Origin of the sequence: Streptosporangium sp. NBC_01469 (assembly GCF_036227305.1) — a bacterium.
Classification (GTDB): domain Bacteria; phylum Actinomycetota; class Actinomycetes; order Streptosporangiales; family Streptosporangiaceae; genus Streptosporangium.
Genome location: NZ_CP109465.1, coordinates 8,431,903 through 8,448,476, shown reverse-complemented (window position 1 = coordinate 8,448,476; position 16,574 = coordinate 8,431,903). Strand labels below are relative to the sequence as shown.

At 72.6% G+C, this 16,574-nt stretch carries 14 protein-coding genes; 3 read left to right on the top strand and 11 right to left on the bottom strand.

From position 1 onward, the window contains the following. Positions 1-45 precede the first annotated feature (45 nt). Positions 46-366, bottom strand: coding sequence for a hypothetical protein (locus OG587_RS36705; protein ID WP_329083397.1), 321 nt, complete (start codon positions 364-366; stop codon positions 46-48). A gap of 253 nt (positions 367-619) precedes the next feature. Here OG587_RS36705 and OG587_RS36700 point away from each other — a divergent pair, with 253 nt between their 5' ends. Beyond that, entirely contained in the window at positions 620-1,570 is a 951-nt protein-coding gene (locus OG587_RS36700; RefSeq protein WP_329083396.1) for an ATP-binding cassette domain-containing protein, read from the top strand. After that, on the top strand, positions 1,567-2,376 hold the full coding sequence (locus tag OG587_RS36695; RefSeq protein WP_329083395.1) for an ABC transporter permease: 810 nt from the start codon (positions 1,567-1,569) through the stop codon (positions 2,374-2,376). The genes OG587_RS36700 and OG587_RS36695 overlap by 4 nt, the downstream gene beginning before the upstream one ends. Before the next feature lie 110 nt (positions 2,377-2,486). Here the strand turns inward: OG587_RS36695 and OG587_RS36690 are convergent, their stop codons facing one another. The 7 genes from OG587_RS36690 to OG587_RS36660 all read right to left on the bottom strand — a co-directional run bounded on the left by OG587_RS36690 (position 2,487) and on the right by OG587_RS36660 (position 13,408). After that, the gene (locus OG587_RS36690; RefSeq protein WP_329083394.1) at positions 2,487-5,738 is read right to left on the bottom strand and encodes a BTAD domain-containing putative transcriptional regulator; all 3,252 of its coding nucleotides are present in this window, start codon (positions 5,736-5,738) and stop codon (positions 2,487-2,489) included. 183 nt (positions 5,739-5,921) lie between these two features. Next, positions 5,922-7,145, bottom strand: coding sequence for a DegT/DnrJ/EryC1/StrS family aminotransferase (locus OG587_RS36685; RefSeq protein WP_329083393.1), 1,224 nt, complete (start codon positions 7,143-7,145; stop codon positions 5,922-5,924). Positions 7,146-7,165: 20 nt separating this feature from the next. Further along, positions 7,166-8,257 carry a GNAT family N-acetyltransferase gene (locus OG587_RS36680; protein WP_329083392.1) on the bottom strand — a complete coding sequence of 364 codons (1,092 nt, stop codon included), beginning with the start codon at positions 8,255-8,257 and terminating at the stop codon, positions 7,166-7,168. 286 nt (positions 8,258-8,543) lie between these two features. Continuing rightward, on the bottom strand, positions 8,544-9,716 hold the full coding sequence (locus OG587_RS36675) for a DegT/DnrJ/EryC1/StrS family aminotransferase (protein ID WP_329083391.1): 1,173 nt from the start codon (positions 9,714-9,716) through the stop codon (positions 8,544-8,546). A gap of 57 nt (positions 9,717-9,773) precedes the next feature. Next, entirely contained in the window at positions 9,774-11,300 is a 1,527-nt protein-coding gene (locus tag OG587_RS36670; RefSeq protein WP_329083390.1) for a lipopolysaccharide biosynthesis protein, read from the bottom strand. 297 nt (positions 11,301-11,597) lie between these two features. Beyond that, positions 11,598-12,878, bottom strand: a complete 1,281-nt coding sequence (locus tag OG587_RS36665) for a M20/M25/M40 family metallo-hydrolase (RefSeq protein ID WP_329083389.1) — start codon at positions 12,876-12,878, stop codon at positions 11,598-11,600. A 146-nt stretch (positions 12,879-13,024) separates the two neighbouring features. After that, on the bottom strand, positions 13,025-13,408 hold the full coding sequence (locus tag OG587_RS36660) for a histone-like nucleoid-structuring protein Lsr2 (protein WP_329083388.1): 384 nt from the start codon (positions 13,406-13,408) through the stop codon (positions 13,025-13,027). A 1,070-nt stretch (positions 13,409-14,478) separates the two neighbouring features. Here OG587_RS36660 and OG587_RS36655 point away from each other — a divergent pair. Further along, on the top strand, positions 14,479-14,655 hold the full coding sequence (locus OG587_RS36655; protein ID WP_329083387.1) for a hypothetical protein: 177 nt from the start codon (positions 14,479-14,481) through the stop codon (positions 14,653-14,655). Here OG587_RS36655 and OG587_RS36650 read toward each other — a convergent pair. The 3 genes from OG587_RS36650 to OG587_RS36640 form a co-directional block, all read right to left on the bottom strand. Continuing rightward, positions 14,637-14,948 carry a hypothetical protein gene (locus tag OG587_RS36650; protein ID WP_329083386.1) on the bottom strand — a complete coding sequence of 104 codons (312 nt, stop codon included), beginning with the start codon at positions 14,946-14,948 and terminating at the stop codon, positions 14,637-14,639. The two genes, OG587_RS36655 and OG587_RS36650, sit on opposite strands and share 19 nt — an antisense overlap. Further along, positions 14,941-15,384, bottom strand: coding sequence for a DUF1622 domain-containing protein (locus tag OG587_RS36645; RefSeq protein ID WP_329083385.1), 444 nt, complete (start codon positions 15,382-15,384; stop codon positions 14,941-14,943). The genes OG587_RS36650 and OG587_RS36645 overlap by 8 nt, the downstream gene beginning before the upstream one ends. A 63-nt stretch (positions 15,385-15,447) precedes the next feature. Continuing rightward, a complete protein-coding gene (locus tag OG587_RS36640) occupies positions 15,448-16,572 on the bottom strand; it encodes a DUF5925 domain-containing protein (RefSeq protein ID WP_329083384.1) in 1,125 nt (374 codons plus the stop codon). Between the last annotated feature and the right edge of the window lie 2 nt (positions 16,573-16,574).

The following is a 16,574-nucleotide window of genomic DNA, read 5'->3' as shown; positions in this document are numbered from 1 at the left end:
GCTTCCTTGGCTGTCTGGGGAGGGTTGCGGGGCGAGACCGGCCGGTCAGTCGGCGACGTACCGGGCGTAGGAGCCGGGCACGTACTCGCGCTGCCGTACGACCCGGAACCATCCCTTGGGCAGGGAGATGGTGGCGTGCTCCTCGTGCACCAGCCGACCGCCCTGGGGCAGGTGAAGGAACTCGGGCGCACCGGAACCGCGCCCCACGAGCAGGGTGCCCGCCCCCGGTACGGCGTGCGCGTGCCCCGTCGCCTCGCCGAGCGCCAGCACCAGCCGGCCCCGCTCGTCACGGGGCGCGGCCACCAGGTGCGCGGGCACGGACTCGCCGGCGACCGGCATGATCAGGATGTCTCCCTGACGGAACACTGGAACCTCCTCGTCGTTGCTCGAAAGGTAGGGGACGCGACCGACAGTTCCGCCGCGCCCGTCGATCCGCTCGCGCGACAGGCCGGCGTGACCCCCGCGGCGGGCACACTCCCGATCACCGGTGCGGTCCGGAACGCGACGGCCGTATCTCGCGAAGGGTTCGTGCGTGGAGCGTCGCGGGTGACAGCGATATGTGCGCCGTCTGACAGCGGCCCGGGGGAGTGTGCACGGGTCATCACCATTGGAGGAACCAGTGCTTCACGCTTTCGAGGCCGAGGGGCTCGTCAAACGCTTCGGCCGGACCACAGCGCTCGCCGGGATCGACCTGGCCGCCCGGCCGGGCACCGTGCTCGGGGTCCTCGGGCCGAACGGGGCCGGAAAAACCACCGCCGTGCGCGTCCTGGCCACGCTGCTGCGCCCGGACGAGGGCAGCGCCCGCGTCGGCGGGCTCGACGTCGTACGGGACGCCGCCAGGGTCCGCCGGTTGATCGGGCTCACCGGCCAGTACGCCTCGGTCGACGAGGACCTCACCGGCACCGAGAACCTTGTCCTGATCGGGCAGCTGCTCGACCTGCGCAGGGCCGAGGCCGGGGCTCGCGCGGCGCGGCTGCTGGAGGAGTTCGGCCTCGCGGAGGCCGCGGGGCGCCCGGCCAAGACGTACTCCGGGGGGATGCGCCGCCGCCTCGACCTGGCCGCCAGCCTCGTCGGGCGTCCCGACGTCATCTACCTCGACGAGCCGACGACCGGGCTCGACCCGGCCAAGCGCGAGGACGTGTGGAACATCGTCCGCTCCCTCGTCGCCGACGGCGTCACCGTGCTGCTCACCACGCAGTATCTGGAGGAGGCCGACGCCCTCGCCGACGACATCTCGGTCGTCGACCACGGCAAGGTCATCGCGCACGGCACCCCGGCCGAGCTGAAACGCGTCGTCGGCGGGCAGACGATCATGGTGAGACCCGCGGAGCAGGCCCGGCTCGCCGACGCCGCCGCCATCGTCGGCGCGGTCGCCGGGCGGGCCCCGGAGTCGCCCAGCCGGGGCGTGCTGACCGTGCCGGTCGACGGCGACGCGGCCTTCACCGAGGTGGTGCGACGGCTGGACCGCGAGGGCATCGGCGTGACCGAGCTCTCCCTGCGCCTGCCCAGCCTCGACGAGGTCTTCTTCACCCTGACCGGACGCCACACCGTGGAGGAGAACGCGGCATGACCCTCACCGACAGCCCCGCCCTGGTCCCCGCGCGCACCGCGGAGCGGCCCTTCGCCCTGCTCAGGCACAGCCTCGCCCTGGCCAGGCGGAGTGTGGTCAAGACACTCCGCACCCCCGAGCAACTGCTCGACGTGACACTCCAGCCGGTCATCTTCGTCGTGGTGTACGTCTACCTGCTCGGTGGCGCGGTGGCCGGCTCCACCCACGAGTACCTGCGGTTCCTGCTACCGGCGATCATGGTGCAGACGGTGATGTTCGCGGGGATGGCCACCGGCGTCAACCTCAACACCGACATCGACAAGGGCGTCTTCGACCGGTTCCGCAGCCTGCCGATCGGCCGCTCCGCCCCGCTGATCGGCTCGGTGCTCGGCGACCTCATCCGCTATGTGCTGGCGATCGTCGTCCTGCTCGGGTTCGGCCACCTGCTGGGTTTCCGCGTCCAGACCGACCCGCTGTCGGCGCTGGCCGCGTGCCTGCTCACGATCGTGTTCGCCTTCTGCGCGAGCTGGGGGTTCGTGCTGATCGGCATGCTCATGCGGAGCCCGGGGGCGGTGCAGGGCGCCTCGTTCCTCGTGCTGTTCCCGCTGACCTTCGGCACCAGCATGGTCACGCCGCTGGAGACGCTGCCCGGCTGGCTGCAGGCGTGGGTGAGGGTCAATCCCGTCGCGGGCATGATGGACGCGGCGCGCGGCCTGATGCTGGGCGGGCCCGTGGCGGGGCCGGTCCTCAGGACGCTGCTGTGGTCGGCAGGCCTCCTCGCGGTGCTCGCGCCCCTGGCGGTCCGCGCCTACCGCCGCCGCACCTGAGGACCCGCGCCGGGGGCGTACCGCTCGTGGTCCTGGCCTGAAGGCCGGGGGCCGCCGGGGTCACGCGGTCCGGGCCCGGTACCGGGGCCCGACGGTCCGCACCCGCCGTCCTACCGGATTTGTACGCGATCGAGGGCGGCGCCGCGGTCCAGCCCGCGGCCGTGGCCGTGGCGGGCCTCGTACCCGGCGTCGCCCAGCTCCCCGCGTAACCGCAGGGCGAGCCGGGCGGTGTCGGGGTGGTGGTCCGGCGCTCCCCTCAGGACGTCGGTGGCGCCGAGGGACTCCGCGGCCCCGGCCGCGTCGCCGAGATGGGCCCGCAGGGTGGCGGCGGCGACACCGACCCTGGCCACGACCGGCATGTCCTTCGCTTCGAGCGCCTCGGCGAACGCCTGCCGTATCCGCCGCCCGGCGGTCGCGGGATCGTCCAGCTCGATCGCCAGGTACGCCGTCGCGGAGAGGAAGAGGGCGCGGAACTGCGGCACGACGAACGGCATCCCCCCAAGCGCGGCCCCGGCCGCGTCGTACTGCAGCGCCGCCTCTCCCAGGTCACCCTCGTGACGCGCCATGTCTCCCAGGCTGAGCCGGGCGAACGCGACATTGCGCATGGACCAGTCGTGGGATCCCGGCTCGGTCATCTCCCACAGCTCGGCACGCGCCCGCTCCGTGTCGCCCTGCCTTATGCGCGCGGTGGCGAGCCAGACCCGCTGGTGGCCGGCGTCGTCGTTGGCGTTCAGTTCGCGCAGGAGCCGGATCGACTCCTCCAGCGCGGCCACGGCACCGTCGAAATCCCCGAACGCCATGTCCGCCTCGGCCAGCGGGCTCAGCGCGGTGGCCAGCCCCCACCGGTCGCCGATCTCCCGGAACGCGGCGACGGCGACGGCGAGATCCTCGTGCATCCCGGCCATGTCGCCGTCGTTCTCCCGGATGGAGGCGCGGATCGACAGCAGCATCGCCCGCGTCCACGGGTCGGGGTGCGACAGGCGCCGCTCGATCGCGGCCAGGCCCGCCTCGGTGTCGTCGGTGAAGAGCGCCAGGGCGGGTTCGAGGAGCGCGAGCACCGGGTGCTCGGTGTGACCGGCGGTCGCGCGGGAGATCTCCTCCAGCTGATCGATGCCGTCCTCCAGTTTGGCGTAGCCACCGGAGGTGGCCCGGTTGAGCAGGTACATGGCCGACACGATCCCCCGCGCCACCTCCGGTGACTCGCCGGGGACGTCGAGCGCGAGGCGCAGCCACCCGACGGATTCCGCGCCGTTGCCGAGGATCGTCCAGAAGACGCTCAGGGCGGCGGCGAGCCGCATCGCGGTGTCGGCGTCATCCGAGTCGGCGGCGAAGTGGAGCGCGGCGAGGAGGTTGTCCCGTTCCGCCACGAGCCCGCCAATCCAGAACAGCTGGTCGGGGCCCCGAAGGTGTGGTTCCGCCGTCTCGGCGAGTTCGAGGAAGTAGGCGGCGTGCGCCCTCCTGAGCCGGGTGACCTCCCCGGCCTCGGCCAGGCGCTCCAGCGCGTACTCCCTGATCGTCTCCAGCATGCGGTAGCGGGGGCCCTCGGCGAACTGCAGCAGGGACTTGTCCAGCAGGGCCGCGAGCCGGTCCAGGACCGGCTCGCGCCACGCGGGTGTCCGCTCGACACCGGGTGCCGGAGCGGCGGCGGGTTCCGAAACCGCGGATCCCCGCCCGGCGGGCGGCTCCGGGGGAGCGCACACCCGTTCGGCGGCCTCGGGCGTGACGCCCGCGGGGAACACCGCGAGCCGCTCCGCGAAGCGGCGCTCGTCGTCGTCAAGCAGGTCCCAGCTCCAGGCGACCACCGCGCGCAGCGTCCTGTGCCGGGGCAACGCCACCCTGCTCCCCCCGGTGAGCAGGCGGAAGCGGTCGTCCAGCCGCGCGGCGAGCTGCTCGACGGTGAGGGAACGCAGCCGGGCGGCGGCCAGCTCGATCGCGAGCGGCAGCCCGTCCAGCCTCCGGCAGATCTCCGTCACCAGGTCCACGTTGCCGTCGGTGACGGCGAACCCCGGGCGCACGGCGGCCACCCGGTCGGCGAAGAGCCGCACCGCGGAGCCCGCCAGGGCCTCCTCGGCCGTGGCGCCGGGCTCGGGCAGGCCGAGCGGAGGCACCGGGCACAGGGCCTCCCCGGGGATCCCGAGCGGCTCCCTGCTCGTGGCGAGGATCCGCAGCCCCGGGCAGCGCCCCAGGAGGTCGTCGGCCAGGCGCGCGGCGGCGTCGACCAGGTGCTCGCAGTTGTCGAGCACCACCAGCGTCTCGGCGGACGACAGCAGCTCCGCCAGGCGGGCCATCGTGTCGGCCGGCCTGGCCCGTACGTCGGCCAGGGCAGGGGCGGGGAAACCGAGCGCCCCGAGCACGGCCTGCGCCACGTCGGCGGGGTCGGTGACGGGCGCGAGCTCCACCAGCCACGCCCCACCGGGCATCCGGCCGGAGATCCCGGCGGCGACGGTGGTCGCGATCCGCGTCTTGCCCACGCCCCCGGGGCCGACCAGCGTGACCAGCCGCCCCTCGTCCAGCCGCGCGCCGATCCGCTCGATCTCCGCGGCCCGGCCGACGAAGGTGGTCAACGCGGCCCTCAGGTTGCCGCGCGCACCCGTACGGGCCGGCGGCTCGTCGCGGGCGGCGCGCAGGGCCGGGTCGGCGCGGAGCACGGCGAGGTGGATCTCCCGCAGCTCCGGCCCCGGGTCGGCGCCCAGCTCGTCGGCGAGCCGGCGGCGGAACTCCTCGTACGCGGCCAGCGCCTCCGCCTGGCGCCCGGCGGCGTAGAGCGCCCTGACCCGCAGGCCGTGCAGCCGCTCCCGCAGCGGGTGGCGGGTGGTGAGCTCCTGGAGCTCGGTCACCAGCGGGGAGTGACGTCCGCAGCCCAGCTCCGCCTCCACCCGGTCCTCGGTCGCGGCGAGCCGGGCCTCCTCAAGGCCTGCCGCGTACGCCACGGCGAACGGGACCGTGGCGACCTCGCCCAGGGCGGGTCCCCGCCAGAGCCCGAGCGCCTCGCGCAGCCGGTTCGCGGCGGTCACCGGATTCCCGTCCCCCAGCGCCCGCCGCCCCTCGCGCGCCAGCCGCTCGAACCGGTGGGCGTCGACGGCGTCCGGCGGCACGTCGAGCAGGTACCCCCCGTGGTCGGAGCGCAGCGCCGACGCGTCGGGCAGAATCCGGCGCAGCCGGGAGACCAGTGACTGGATCGCGTTCACCGGATCCCCGGGCCTGTCGTCGGGCCAGAGCGCCTCCGACAGCTCCTCGACCGTGACGACGCGCCCGGCACCGAGGGCCAGCCTGACCAGCAGCACGCGAAGCCGCGTCCCCCCGATCTCGACGGCCTCGCCGGCGGCCACGACCCGTAGCGGCCCCAGAATGCTCACGCGCACGCAGCCACTCTGCCACCTATCCCGGCGTGTCCGGGACGGGGGCGCGCGAGCGGGGCGCCGTCCGCCCCGGAGGGAGGAGGCCCGGGGCGGCCCGGACGCCGTACGAGCGCGTTCTCCGCGGAGATCCGGGACCCGCCCGGCCCCGCCCGGACGGGGCGCGGGGACCTTCAGCCGCTCAGCCGCTCAGCCGGGCCGCCGCGACGCCGTGAACGGGCGGGTGGCCGGGCGGACGTCCAGCTCGGTCAGCAGCCCGGCCATGCGGGCGGCGCGGAGCGGGTCGACGGGCAGGACGTGGCCGGTCCACCAGCGGGCGATCTCCGGGGTCGGCCCCGCGGGGACCAGCTCCAGGTAGTCGTCCAGCGGCGGATCATAGATGAAACCGGGCACCACGCCCCGGCTTTCCAGCCGGGCGACGACCTCGTCGCGGTCCTCGACCAGCAGCGGCACCCGCAGCAGTGGCTGCGGCGCCGCGTCGCGGACGCCCTCGGCCGCCCAGGGCAGGGCGCGCAGCAGCTCGACCCCGGCCACCCGGCGCTCCCGCTCGCGATCGATCACCCGGAACCGGGAGCGGTGGTAGCCGCGAAGCAGCGGCCCCTGGCGCATCCGCCAGTCGTCGAGGTCGATCCGTAGCCAGTGGTCCATGGCGCGCGGGTCGACCGGGTCGGCGGCGACGACCGCGCGCAGCTCCTCCTCGCGGGGCGGGCAGCGGTGACCGGTCCAGCTCACGAGCCCCAGCGCCTTGAGGGCGTGCCACATCGGCCTGACCAGCCCGGTGCGGTAGATCGTCTCGCGCAGCACGGGCCGCAGCGTGCCGAGCAGCTGGGCACGCGCCCCTCCGGGGAGCAGCAGCTCGTCCCTGGCCCGCGCCAGCTCGGGCAGCGCGGCCGGGTCCTCCGCGGTGAGGAACCCGCCGGACATCGCCCGCCCGTGCTTGGCGAGGCTGAACACCCCGGCCGTGCCGAACGTGCCCGCGGGGCGGCCGTCCACGGTCGTCTGCATGGCGTGCGCGGCGTCGTCGAGGAGGATCACGCCGCGCCGGTCGCACTCGGCCCGCAGCTCGGTCACCCGGTCGGGCTGGCCGTACAGGTGCGTGGTGACGACACCGGCGAGGCCGGTCCAGTCGACGGCGGGGACGTCGATGTTGCCGTCGCGCCAGGAGACCGGCGCCATCACCGGCTCCAGCCCGGCGGCCAGCACGACGAACAGCACCGTCTCGCAGTTCGTCGGCGAGATCAGCACCCTGTCGCCGCGCCTGAACCAGTGGCGCAGTGCCAGGAGCAGGCCGAACCGGGCGGACGGGACGTGGAGGCACTCCCGGCCGATCCGGTCGCGCATGGCCGCCTCGAGCACGCGGCGGCCGTCCGCGCGGTCCTCCGTGCGGCCGGAAGTGGCGGGGCGCCCGCTCATCGGGCCCTCCTTCGGTCGGCTCATCGGCTCTTCCCCCGGGTGCGCAGCCGACCGTACCGCTTCATGGCCCTGTCGGCGGCGCCGTACAGGACCGGGCTGTCGAGGATGAACCGCCGCGCCCGGCGGACCGGCTCGGTGCGCAGCCAGTGCGCCGCCGCGCCCGCCGACCGGCGGCGCACGATGCCCTCGGTGACTGGAACGGTCCTGCTGCACAGCGCGTCCTTGTACTCCGAGCCGTTGCTGATGCCCAGGTCCAGCGAGGTGATCCCGAGCTTCGCGGCGGCCTCGACCATGTGCAGGTGCTGGATCAGGCCGGGGGAGTACTTGGCGTACTCGGGATCGTAGGCGGGGAACCAGCCGATCATCGTCGTGCCGGTGCGCAGCCCGAAGTGGCCCGCGACGGGCCTGCCGCCGACGTACAGCATCGACAGCGGCCCGGCGAAGTCGTCGGTGTCGACGGCGTACAGGCGCTCGGCCAGCTCCACGACCCACGTCTTGCCGAAGCGGTCGGGGCGGCCCATCCGCCGGTACTGGGCGGACTTCCACTCGCGCAGCAGCCGGAACCGCTCCGGGTCGCCCACCGCGAACTCGGAGGTGACCTCGCCCACGTCGCGGCCCAGCTTCCGCTCCTTGTACAGGGTGGACTTGAGGAACTTCGGGGAGCGTGCACGCAGCTCGTCGAGGAAGGCGTGGTAGCCGTCGGCGAAGTCGAGGACCACGGCCTCCTGCCTGAGCGTCTCGAACGGCTGGAACCACGGCTGACGGTCGACCATGCAGCCGAACTCCCACACGCTCAGCCCGCACGCCTTGAGCAGGGCGTCAGAGTCGAACTCGGCGCCGGGCCGGTGGACGACCCCCTGGGAGAGCGAGACCCACCCGCCCAGGGCGGCACTCACCCCGCCACCGTGCAGCTCGAAGGGGAAGAACCCCACGGGCCCGTCCGACTCGGTGATCACCGCCACCCGCGCCTCCGCGCGGACCTCGCCCATCGCGATCGTGAAGTCCGGGCTGAGGAAGGGGTTGTCCAGGTGCGGGCTGGAGCGTTGCATCCCCCGCCACGCCGCGATCTCGGCCGGACCCAGCTCCGCGGGCCGGATGACGCTGACTCTCATGCGCAGCCCCCCGCGCCGGGGCGACCGGCGGTGTGCGCAAACCTACCGTTCACGAGACGGTGGTCCTTTCTCGAAGCCTGGCCCCCCAGGCTGGACATCGTCGGAGCAGGGGAGAGATCCAGTCGACGGGCACAAGGTGTTGTGCGTCACGGCACGTGGAAACCATCCCAGAACCGGGTGGCGACCGATCCCCCGATCCCCCAAAGCGCCACCCGATACGCCGAATCTATCGGGGTATTGTCCTATTCGCTTAGTTACGCGATAGATTCGCTATGCGACGGATTCGCTACGCGACGTCGAAGGACGCGGGCCCCGGGGGCACCCTGGGCGGCATCGGGGGAACCGCGGGGATGAGCCGCTCGATGACCGGCAGGGCGCGGTGGGCGTACAGCGGGTCGACCGGCAGCACGTGCCGGGCCCACCAGCGCGCCACCTCGGGCTCCGGCGAGGGGTCGGTGAACTCGGGCAGGTAGCCGTCGTACGGCGGGTCGTAGAGGTATCCGGTGGCCACCCCGTGCCGCTCCAGCTCGGCGATGGCCCCGTCACGGCCGTAGACCAGCAGCGGGACCCGGAACAGCGGCTGGTCCAGGTGGCGGCGGACGGCCGGCGCCACGGTGGGCAGCGCGGCCAGCGCCGAGACGCCGGCGATCCGCCGCGACCGCTGCCGGGGCAGCGCGTGCAGGCGCCTCGACTGGTACCAGCGGGAGAGGTGGCCCCGCCTGGCCCGGTAGTCGTGCAGATCGGCCTGGACCCAGGAGTCGAACGCCGGCAGCTGCTGCGGCGCGTACTCCATCGCCCTGAGCAGGTCCGCCGGGCGCGGGGCGATGCGGTATCCCTCGCGCTCCTCCTCCATGCCGAGCGCGCGCATGGCCCGCAGCGCCGGGCGGACCATGTTCAGGCGCAGCGCGGCGTGCCGGCCCGCGGAGGTCAGCACGCTGTGGATCTCCTTCCTGAAGACGCCGGGCTGCAGCAACCGGTCACGGTCGCGCTCCAGGGCGCGCAGGTCCGAGAGGTGCTCGACCGCGATCACCCCGCCGGAGCCCGCTCCCGCGTGCTTGGACAGGCTGAACACGCCGGCCACCCCGAAGGTGCCGATCGGCCTGCCGTTCACGCTCGTCTCGATCGCGTGCGCGACGTCCTCGATCAGGATCTTGCCGCCGAACGCGGCCACCCGGTCCGGCAGGCCGTACAGGTTGGTGGTCAGCACCGCGTCGACCGTGTCGAGATCGACGGCGTCGACGTCGATGTTGCCGTCGTCGAGGGAGAGCGGGGCGATGACCGGCCGCAGCCCGGCCGCGAGCACGAGGAAGAGGATCTCGTCCGCCGACAGCGGTGACATCAGCAGCCGCTGGCCGGGACTGCACCAGTGCCGCAGGGCCAGATACAGGCCCAGACGGTTGGAGGGCAGCGGAAGGCAGAGGCGATGTGTCCGCTTCGCCACAATGTGCTCAGGAGTCACTGGAGACCGTCTATCACGTACGACATGATGACCGCAAACCCGGAAGCGCGTGTCGTCCTAACCGGCGGCCACCTGCGATGATTTGCCATGGTTGATCACCCTGCGCATATTCGGGAAGATCAGCAGCGCCACCAGGAGCTGGCTGCCGAGCATGGCGTAGCCCACCGCGGCGATCCCGAAGTGGGGGAAGAGCACCGCTATCGAGGTGAGGACCAGGATGGCCATCCCGATCTGGACGAGGGCGAGCTTGCGCGCCTCGCTCTGGGCGCGCAGCATGCTGAGGCAGATCTCGATCACCGTCTGGGGGAGCACGGCGATCGCCATCAGGCGCAGCAGCGGTGAGCCCGCCTCGGCGAACCCCGGGCCGAACACACCCAGGATCAGCGGCGCGCCGATCACGACCACCGCGATGACCGGCCCGACGATCAGGAAGGTGCGCCGCAGCGCGTTGCGCACGCTCTGGGCCAGCTGGGCGGCGTTGAAGGATCCCTCGACGGTCAGCGAGACCGCCATGTTGGCCGCCAGCAGCCCGACCATGGAGCCCAGTGTGTGGGCTATCGAGAAATAGCCGAACGTCGGCGCGTCGTCGAGCCAGCCCGCGACGATGACCGGGACGAGGTAGAGGATCAGCAGGATGGAGAACGCGCCGGGGAAGTCTCCGGCGAGGAAGCGCCCCACCTCGCGCAGGCGCGGCGGGTTCGCGGCGCTCACCTCGGTGTTCTTGACGTGCTTGGGGATGATGACACCGAAGATGAGCCAGCTGATCGGGATCAGCGCTATGGCCGTCGGCAGGATCCATGAGACGAAGATCCCGCCGAAGACGCCGCCCTGCGGCAGCGCGTACGCCAGTGCGACGAGCAGGCCCATCTTGACCAGGCCGAACGCCAGGCTGTTGACCGGCACCCAGACGGCGTTGCGCAGCCCGGCCAGCGTCACGTCCTGGAGGGTGAAGATCGTCCACACGAGCACCGAGGCGAGGAAGAACAGTCCCGGGCCGAGCCCGCCGAGGTCGGCGTAGACCGATCCCCACAGCGGCAACGTCAGCAGGAACCCCAGCGCCGCCACCAGGCCGGTGGCCCCGGCGACCGCGTAGCCGCGCAGGACGAACTCGGCGGTGCGGCGCCCGGCCACCGGGATGAACCTGGCCAGGGCGCCCGCGAAGGCGAGCCCGGTCAGGGAGGAGAACAGCCGCATCGCGCTGATCTGGGCCTGGCCCTCACCGAACGCGGCGGCGGTGTACAGGTGCGTGGCGAGGAACCAGTAGCCGAGGCCCAGCACGGCGGTGATCCCCGTATTGATCATCAGCGCGTAGCCCTGCAGGAACAGGGGGTTTCTCAGGTCCTTGCGCAGGCGGTCCATCAGGCCGGTCCCGCGCTCCTCGGTCGCCGTCCGGCCCGTCGCCTGGTCGCTCCCGTCGCGCGTCACGCCGTCATCGTCGGCCGGACCGCTTGCAGCGACCTTGCCGTCGGCTGTACGGAGACCGGTGGCCGTGTTCACCGGGGACCCGGGAACGTCCGGCCGGGTGCCCGGCGCGGGGATGCCGCTGCCGGGCCTGGCGTGCCGTCCGGTGCCGTGCTCACTCACCCCGGTGCTCCCGGTCCGCGCCGATCCCGGAGGCGGTGCGGGAGTGCCGCGGATCGCTCGGGCGGGATGGAACGATGGCCTCGCCGGTGGGCCCCGAAGGGCGTGTCACCGGCGTTCGCGTCTCGTCACGAGACCTGCCGGTCACCGAGGGGTACATGAGAATCGGCACGTGAGTCATGATGCCCCAGTTTCAGGCGGGCCGTGTCCGGCATGTATCCGGAAGTCCCCGGCAGGGCCTGATTGTGATGGAGAGTGCCCTGTTTTCGGGGGGTTGGGGCTGGAGTGGTGGGAGGGCGTTCAGGGCGCGGTACGGGAGGAGGTGAGGAGGCGGTTCAGGACGCGGACGCCGAACTCCAGGCCCTCGACGGGGACGCGCTCGTCCACGCCGTGGAACATGCCGAAGTAGTCGAGGTCCGGGGTGAGCATCAGCGGGGCGAAGCCGTAGCCCCTGATGCCGAGCCCCGCGAAGGACTTCGCGTCCGTGCCGCCCGACATCACGTACGGCACCGGTCGCGCCGCCGGGTCCTCGGCCACCAGGGCTGTACGAAGCCGGTCGAAGAACGGCGAGTCCATCGGGGCGGAGGGGGCGTCCTCGATGTTGACGAACTCCCGGGTCACCCGGGGGCCGAGCAGGCGGTCGATCGTCTCCAGGAACTCCTCCCGGTGTCCCGGCAGGAACCGCCCGTCAACGTGGCCCTCGGCGGTGCCGGGGACCACGTTGACCTTGTAGCCCGCCTGGAGCATCGTCGGGTTCGCCGAGTTGCGGATCTGCGCCCCGAACAGGTCGCCGATCCGGCCGAGCCGCCGCGCCTCCTCCTCCAGCCGGTCGAGGTCGATGCGCTCGCCGAGGATGGCCGACAGGTCCTCGATCAGCGCCGCCACCCCGGGCGTCAGCCGCACCGGCCAGCGGTGAGAGGCGATCCTGGACATGGCGTGGCAGAGCTCGGCCACCGCGTTGTCCACCGGCGGGCGGGAGCCGTGGCCCGCGACGCCGGTCGCGGTGAGCCGCATCCAGGCGGTGCCGCGCTCGCCCACCGCGACCGGGTAGATCCGCGCGCCCCCGGCCTCGACGCTGTAGCCGCCGGACTCGCTGATCGCGTCGGTGCAGCCGTCGAACAGCTCGCGGTGGTGCCGCACCGCGTATCGCGCGCCGTACTCGCCGGTGGCCTCCTCGTCGGCGAGGAAGGCCAGCACGACGTCCCGGTCCGGCCGCACCCCGCGCCGGGCCCAGTCGCGGACCAGGGCGAGCGTCATCGCGAGGGTGCCCTTCATGTCGACCGCGCCCCGGCCCCAGACGCATCCGCCGGAGACCTCGCCGGAGAACGGGTGGATCCGCCAGTCGGAGGGCTGGGCGGGGACCACGTCGAGGTGGCCGTGGATCAGCAGGGCCTCGGGTGAGTCGCCCTGGATCCTGGCGACCACGCTGGTCCTGCGGCTGGCCGACTCGAACACCACCGGCTCGATCCCGGCGTCGGACAGCAGGGCGGCGACGTGCTCGGCCGCCGGGCGCTCGCCGGGGCCGGGGTTGGTGGTATCGAACCTGATCAGATCCGAACAGATCTGCGCGACCTCACTCATCGACGAACGCCCCCCGGAGCCAAGAACCCAAATCTTGATCAAAGGTGCATACCCCTCCGGGTTGGAAAAAGCACCTCGGGTGTTCGTTTCGAGCACTCCCGGCCGGCTACGACGCCGCTACCCCTCCAAGGGCCCGGGAGCTTGTCTCACTCGCTGAGCGCGGCCTGCGGGGTCTTTTTGGTCGAGCCCTTGGCCACGCTGGGGTCGCCCGCGGCGAACGCCTCGGCGACCTTTCCCCCGATGCGCCCGCGCTCGCTCACCTCGATCCCGTGGGACTTCGCCCACGCCCGGATCTCGGCGCTCCGCTCGCGGTTGCCACCGGAACCCTTCGTCCTGCCCTTGCGGCCCAGGGAGGTGCTCGCCTTGCGGGCGGCGGACTGGAACGGTTTGAGGGCCTCGCGAAGTTTCGTGGCGTTCTTCGAGCTCAGATCGATCTCGTAGGCGGTGCCGTCGAGGCCGAACGAGACGGTCTCGTCCGCCTTCTTGCCGGTGATGTCATCGGTGAACGTGACGACTTGCTGACGTGCCATTGTGTGACTCCTTAATCTTGGCGCCGGAGCGCGCGGCTGTGAACCCGGCCGACGATGGTTCCCGCGTCTCTTCCCCGCGCGCAAAACTCTAGTCCCTCCTTTCGCCGTCGCGCTCGGGAAACCCCTGTCCGCCGGAGATCCACCCTCTCAGGTTAATTACTCAAGACCGAACTCCGGCGTCTCCACGTCATTGGGAAATGCTTCCCGTTCGCGGGGGATTAAAAACGACGGCGGTGCCGGGCCCCTTGGCGTCTTGTATGCCGAGATCTGTCGGTCACCCCGGCGGGTTTTCCTGAAGGGGCGGCGGAGCGCTTTGAAGTTTCATGACCTCCGGGTGGTTTCCGTGTCGGCCGCCCCGAAAAAAAACGACTTCCGCCACTTGGGGCCACTCCGGTCCGTCGGTCCACTGCCGTTCGTTTCCCCGGCGCCGCCGTGTCGGGTGCGCCGGCCTCCCTCCGCTGCCCCTCTTGGCCGCCAACTGGGTTCTTCGTCCCCTTTTTACTGTTCACAATACTCGCAGGGGCGAGATGGTACGAAGGGAACGGGCGACCGGGCCGGGTTCGGGGCGGGGCGGGGCGGAGAGGTTCCGCGCGCGTCGTCCAGGGATGCCCGGTGGACAATTCACGCACGCCGGATGTCCGTAACCGAACGCGTTCCGGGATTCTGGAGGACAAATGACTTCTCCGCGCCCGGAATGTGCGCGGCCCGCCCGTGTACCGGCATCCGGCACCTTCGAAGGCGCCGGATGCCGGTACACGGGCGGTCACATTGGGGTGCGGTCTCGATACTCTCAGGTAAGGCAAGACTCGCCTTGCGGACCGTATGATTCCGGGCGTCTCGCATTGTGGGGGAGGGCGGACGGGAGACGTCGTTTGCTCCTTGGCGGTCATTGGCCCGTTCCATCGTCCGTCCGGATCAATCAACCGGCGTTCCACGAATTGTTCGAGAGCCTGCGGGAGATCGGATAGGGGCATTGACCGGATCCGGCGCCCCGGGCCCGGACGCCCACCCCGGACACCCGGACTCGGGGGTCCGAGATCCGACGACCGGGCGGCCCCGGCTCGGCCGAGGTGACCACCGACGGCGGCGTCCGCCTGGTGCGGACGGCGGAGGGGGCGCGCACCTGCCCGTGGCGGTACGACCACCGGGGCTCGCGCGGCCCCCGCGAGCACGTGCTCGCCGCCCGGATGGCCGCCGCTTCCCCATCGGGGGCCGGCCGCCCGCACGACTATCTCGTACGGCCCTGATCCCGCCCGCTCGGGGTGGGGGCGGTGGGACGGCGGCCGGGTGGCCGCCGTCTCGCCGTGTGCGCGGAGAACCCGGCGACGGCGAGCTTGCGGACCAGCACCGTGAGCGCCGCCGTGATGATCGCCGCCCAGGTCTGGGCCTGGGAGAGGCGGAGGAGCCCGGCCGCGAGGAGGAAGTCGAGCAGCACCGCCAGGGCGCCGCCGGCACCGCCGCCGGAGAGCAGGACGGCGAGCGCGGCGGCCAGCCCCATGACGACCATCAGGGGGACGAGCGTCCGGACCAGGTCAGCCATTCCCGGTACCGGGCGGGACGCGCCCGCCGGGGTCGTCCGGCGAGTCGTGCCCGCCCGGGGCGTCCAGCGATCCGCGCCCGCGCGCGTCGTTCACCGTGCGTCCCTCCCGCTCGATCTCCCTGTTCAGGAAGAAGTTCAAGGCGGTGCGGATGGCCGCGATCGCCGCGAGCTGCCCGATCTGCGGGAAACTCGGCGCGATGGCCGTCCGCAGCACGTCGCCGGCCAGCTGGAACTCCAGGCCGAGCGCGAGGAACCGTCCCAGGAACAGCCGCACCGCGATGAACCCGTCGTCGTGCCGCCGTGCGGCCACCAGCACGAACCGCACGAACGCGATCGCGGCGCCGACGAAGATGACGACGGCCCCGGCCGCCTCGACGAGGCGGACCAGGAGGTTGACGAGCTGCCGGAGGGTCTCCTCCGGTAGGAGATCAAGCATGCGCTGCTGTTACCCGGTGGCCTCCCGCCCATGCGCCCGCGGTCGCCGTCCTGTCCGCGGGGCTCAGAGGTAGAGGCCGGTGTTCTCCGGGGCGGCCGACGTGCGGTTGAGGACGCCGTCGCGCAGGGCGAAGAGCTCGGCGAGGGTCGCGCCAGAGGGGGAGAGCCCCTCGGCGGTGCCGAGCCAGCGGGCGGCCTCGTCGTAGGGGAAGGCGCCGACCTCGACCTGGGCGAGGCAGCGCCCGGGACGGGTGACGGCGGGGTGCAGGTGGGCCAGGTCCTCGTTGGTGGTGATGGCCACCAGGACGTCACGGCCCTGGCCGAGGAGCCCGTCGGTCAGGTTGAGGAGGCGCGACAGGCCCTGCCCGGTGGCCTCCTTGGCGCCGGACCTGATCAGCTCGTCGCAGTCCTCCAGCACCAGGAGCCGCCACCGGTCACCGCCTCCGTCGCCGTCATCGTCGTCGTCGAAGCCGACCGCGACCTCCATGAGGTAGCCGGGGGAGTGGAACAGCTGCTCCGGATCCAGCACGCAGTCGACCTGGCACCACGACCGCCACTCGTGGGCGAGCGTACGCAGCAGCGTCGTCTTGCCGGTGCCCGGCGGGCCGTGCAGCAGGATCAGTCGGCCGTGCGCCTCGGAGGGGGTGACCGACATCAGCCGCGACAGCGGCTCGCTGACCGACCTGGCGTAGTTTCCGGAGACCTCCGACCAGGGGGAGGCGGTGATCGGCTTCTCCGAGCGGCGGCTGCCCCGGGGACCCTGCCACCAGAAGCCCATCTTGACGTGGTCGCTCTCGGGGGCGGGCTCCTCGGCGTCCCTGGTGACCTCCTCGATCAACGAGCGGGCCAACCCCTCGTCGACCGCGGTCACGCTGACCGTGGCGGCGCGGTTGCGGTAGCGGACCACGCGCAGCGTCCAGCCCTCCCCGCACAGCAGCCGCGAGTCGCGGCCGTCCTTCTCCGAGGCCGCCCGGACGAGCGTTCCCGAGGCGGGGGCGAGGGAGGCGTCGGGACGGACCCGCTCCAGGCTCGCGGTGCACGACCAGGGCTGGGCCCCGGTGGCGAACGGCGACAGCGCGAGCGCGTCGATCACGTCCACCGCCGCGTCGCCGTCGTCGAGCCAGATCTTCATCGGAAGCTCCACCGGGCGCGGCTCCGGCTGGAAGTTGACCTCCTTGAGTACGGACATGG

What these genes read in the sequence shown, in the direction of transcription:
- OG587_RS36640 (WP_329083384.1), bottom strand. Translation starts at nt 16,572, where the DNA reads ATGTCCGTACTCAAGGAGGTCAACTTCCAGCCGGAGCCGCGCCCGGTG.
- OG587_RS36685 (WP_329083393.1), bottom strand. Translation starts at nt 7,145, where the DNA reads ATGAGCGGGCGCCCCGCCACTTCCGGCCGCACGGAGGACCGCGCGGAC.
- OG587_RS36695 (WP_329083395.1), top strand. Translation starts at nt 1,567, where the DNA reads ATGACCCTCACCGACAGCCCCGCCCTGGTCCCCGCGCGCACCGCGGAG.
- OG587_RS36680 (WP_329083392.1), bottom strand. Translation starts at nt 8,257, where the DNA reads ATGAGAGTCAGCGTCATCCGGCCCGCGGAGCTGGGTCCGGCCGAGATC.
- OG587_RS36660 (WP_329083388.1), bottom strand. Translation starts at nt 13,408, where the DNA reads ATGGCACGTCAGCAAGTCGTCACGTTCACCGATGACATCACCGGCAAG.
- OG587_RS36665 (WP_329083389.1), bottom strand. Translation starts at nt 12,878, where the DNA reads ATGAGTGAGGTCGCGCAGATCTGTTCGGATCTGATCAGGTTCGATACC.
- OG587_RS36650 (WP_329083386.1), bottom strand. Translation starts at nt 14,948, where the DNA reads ATGGCTGACCTGGTCCGGACGCTCGTCCCCCTGATGGTCGTCATGGGG.
- OG587_RS36645 (WP_329083385.1), bottom strand. Translation starts at nt 15,384, where the DNA reads ATGCTTGATCTCCTACCGGAGGAGACCCTCCGGCAGCTCGTCAACCTC.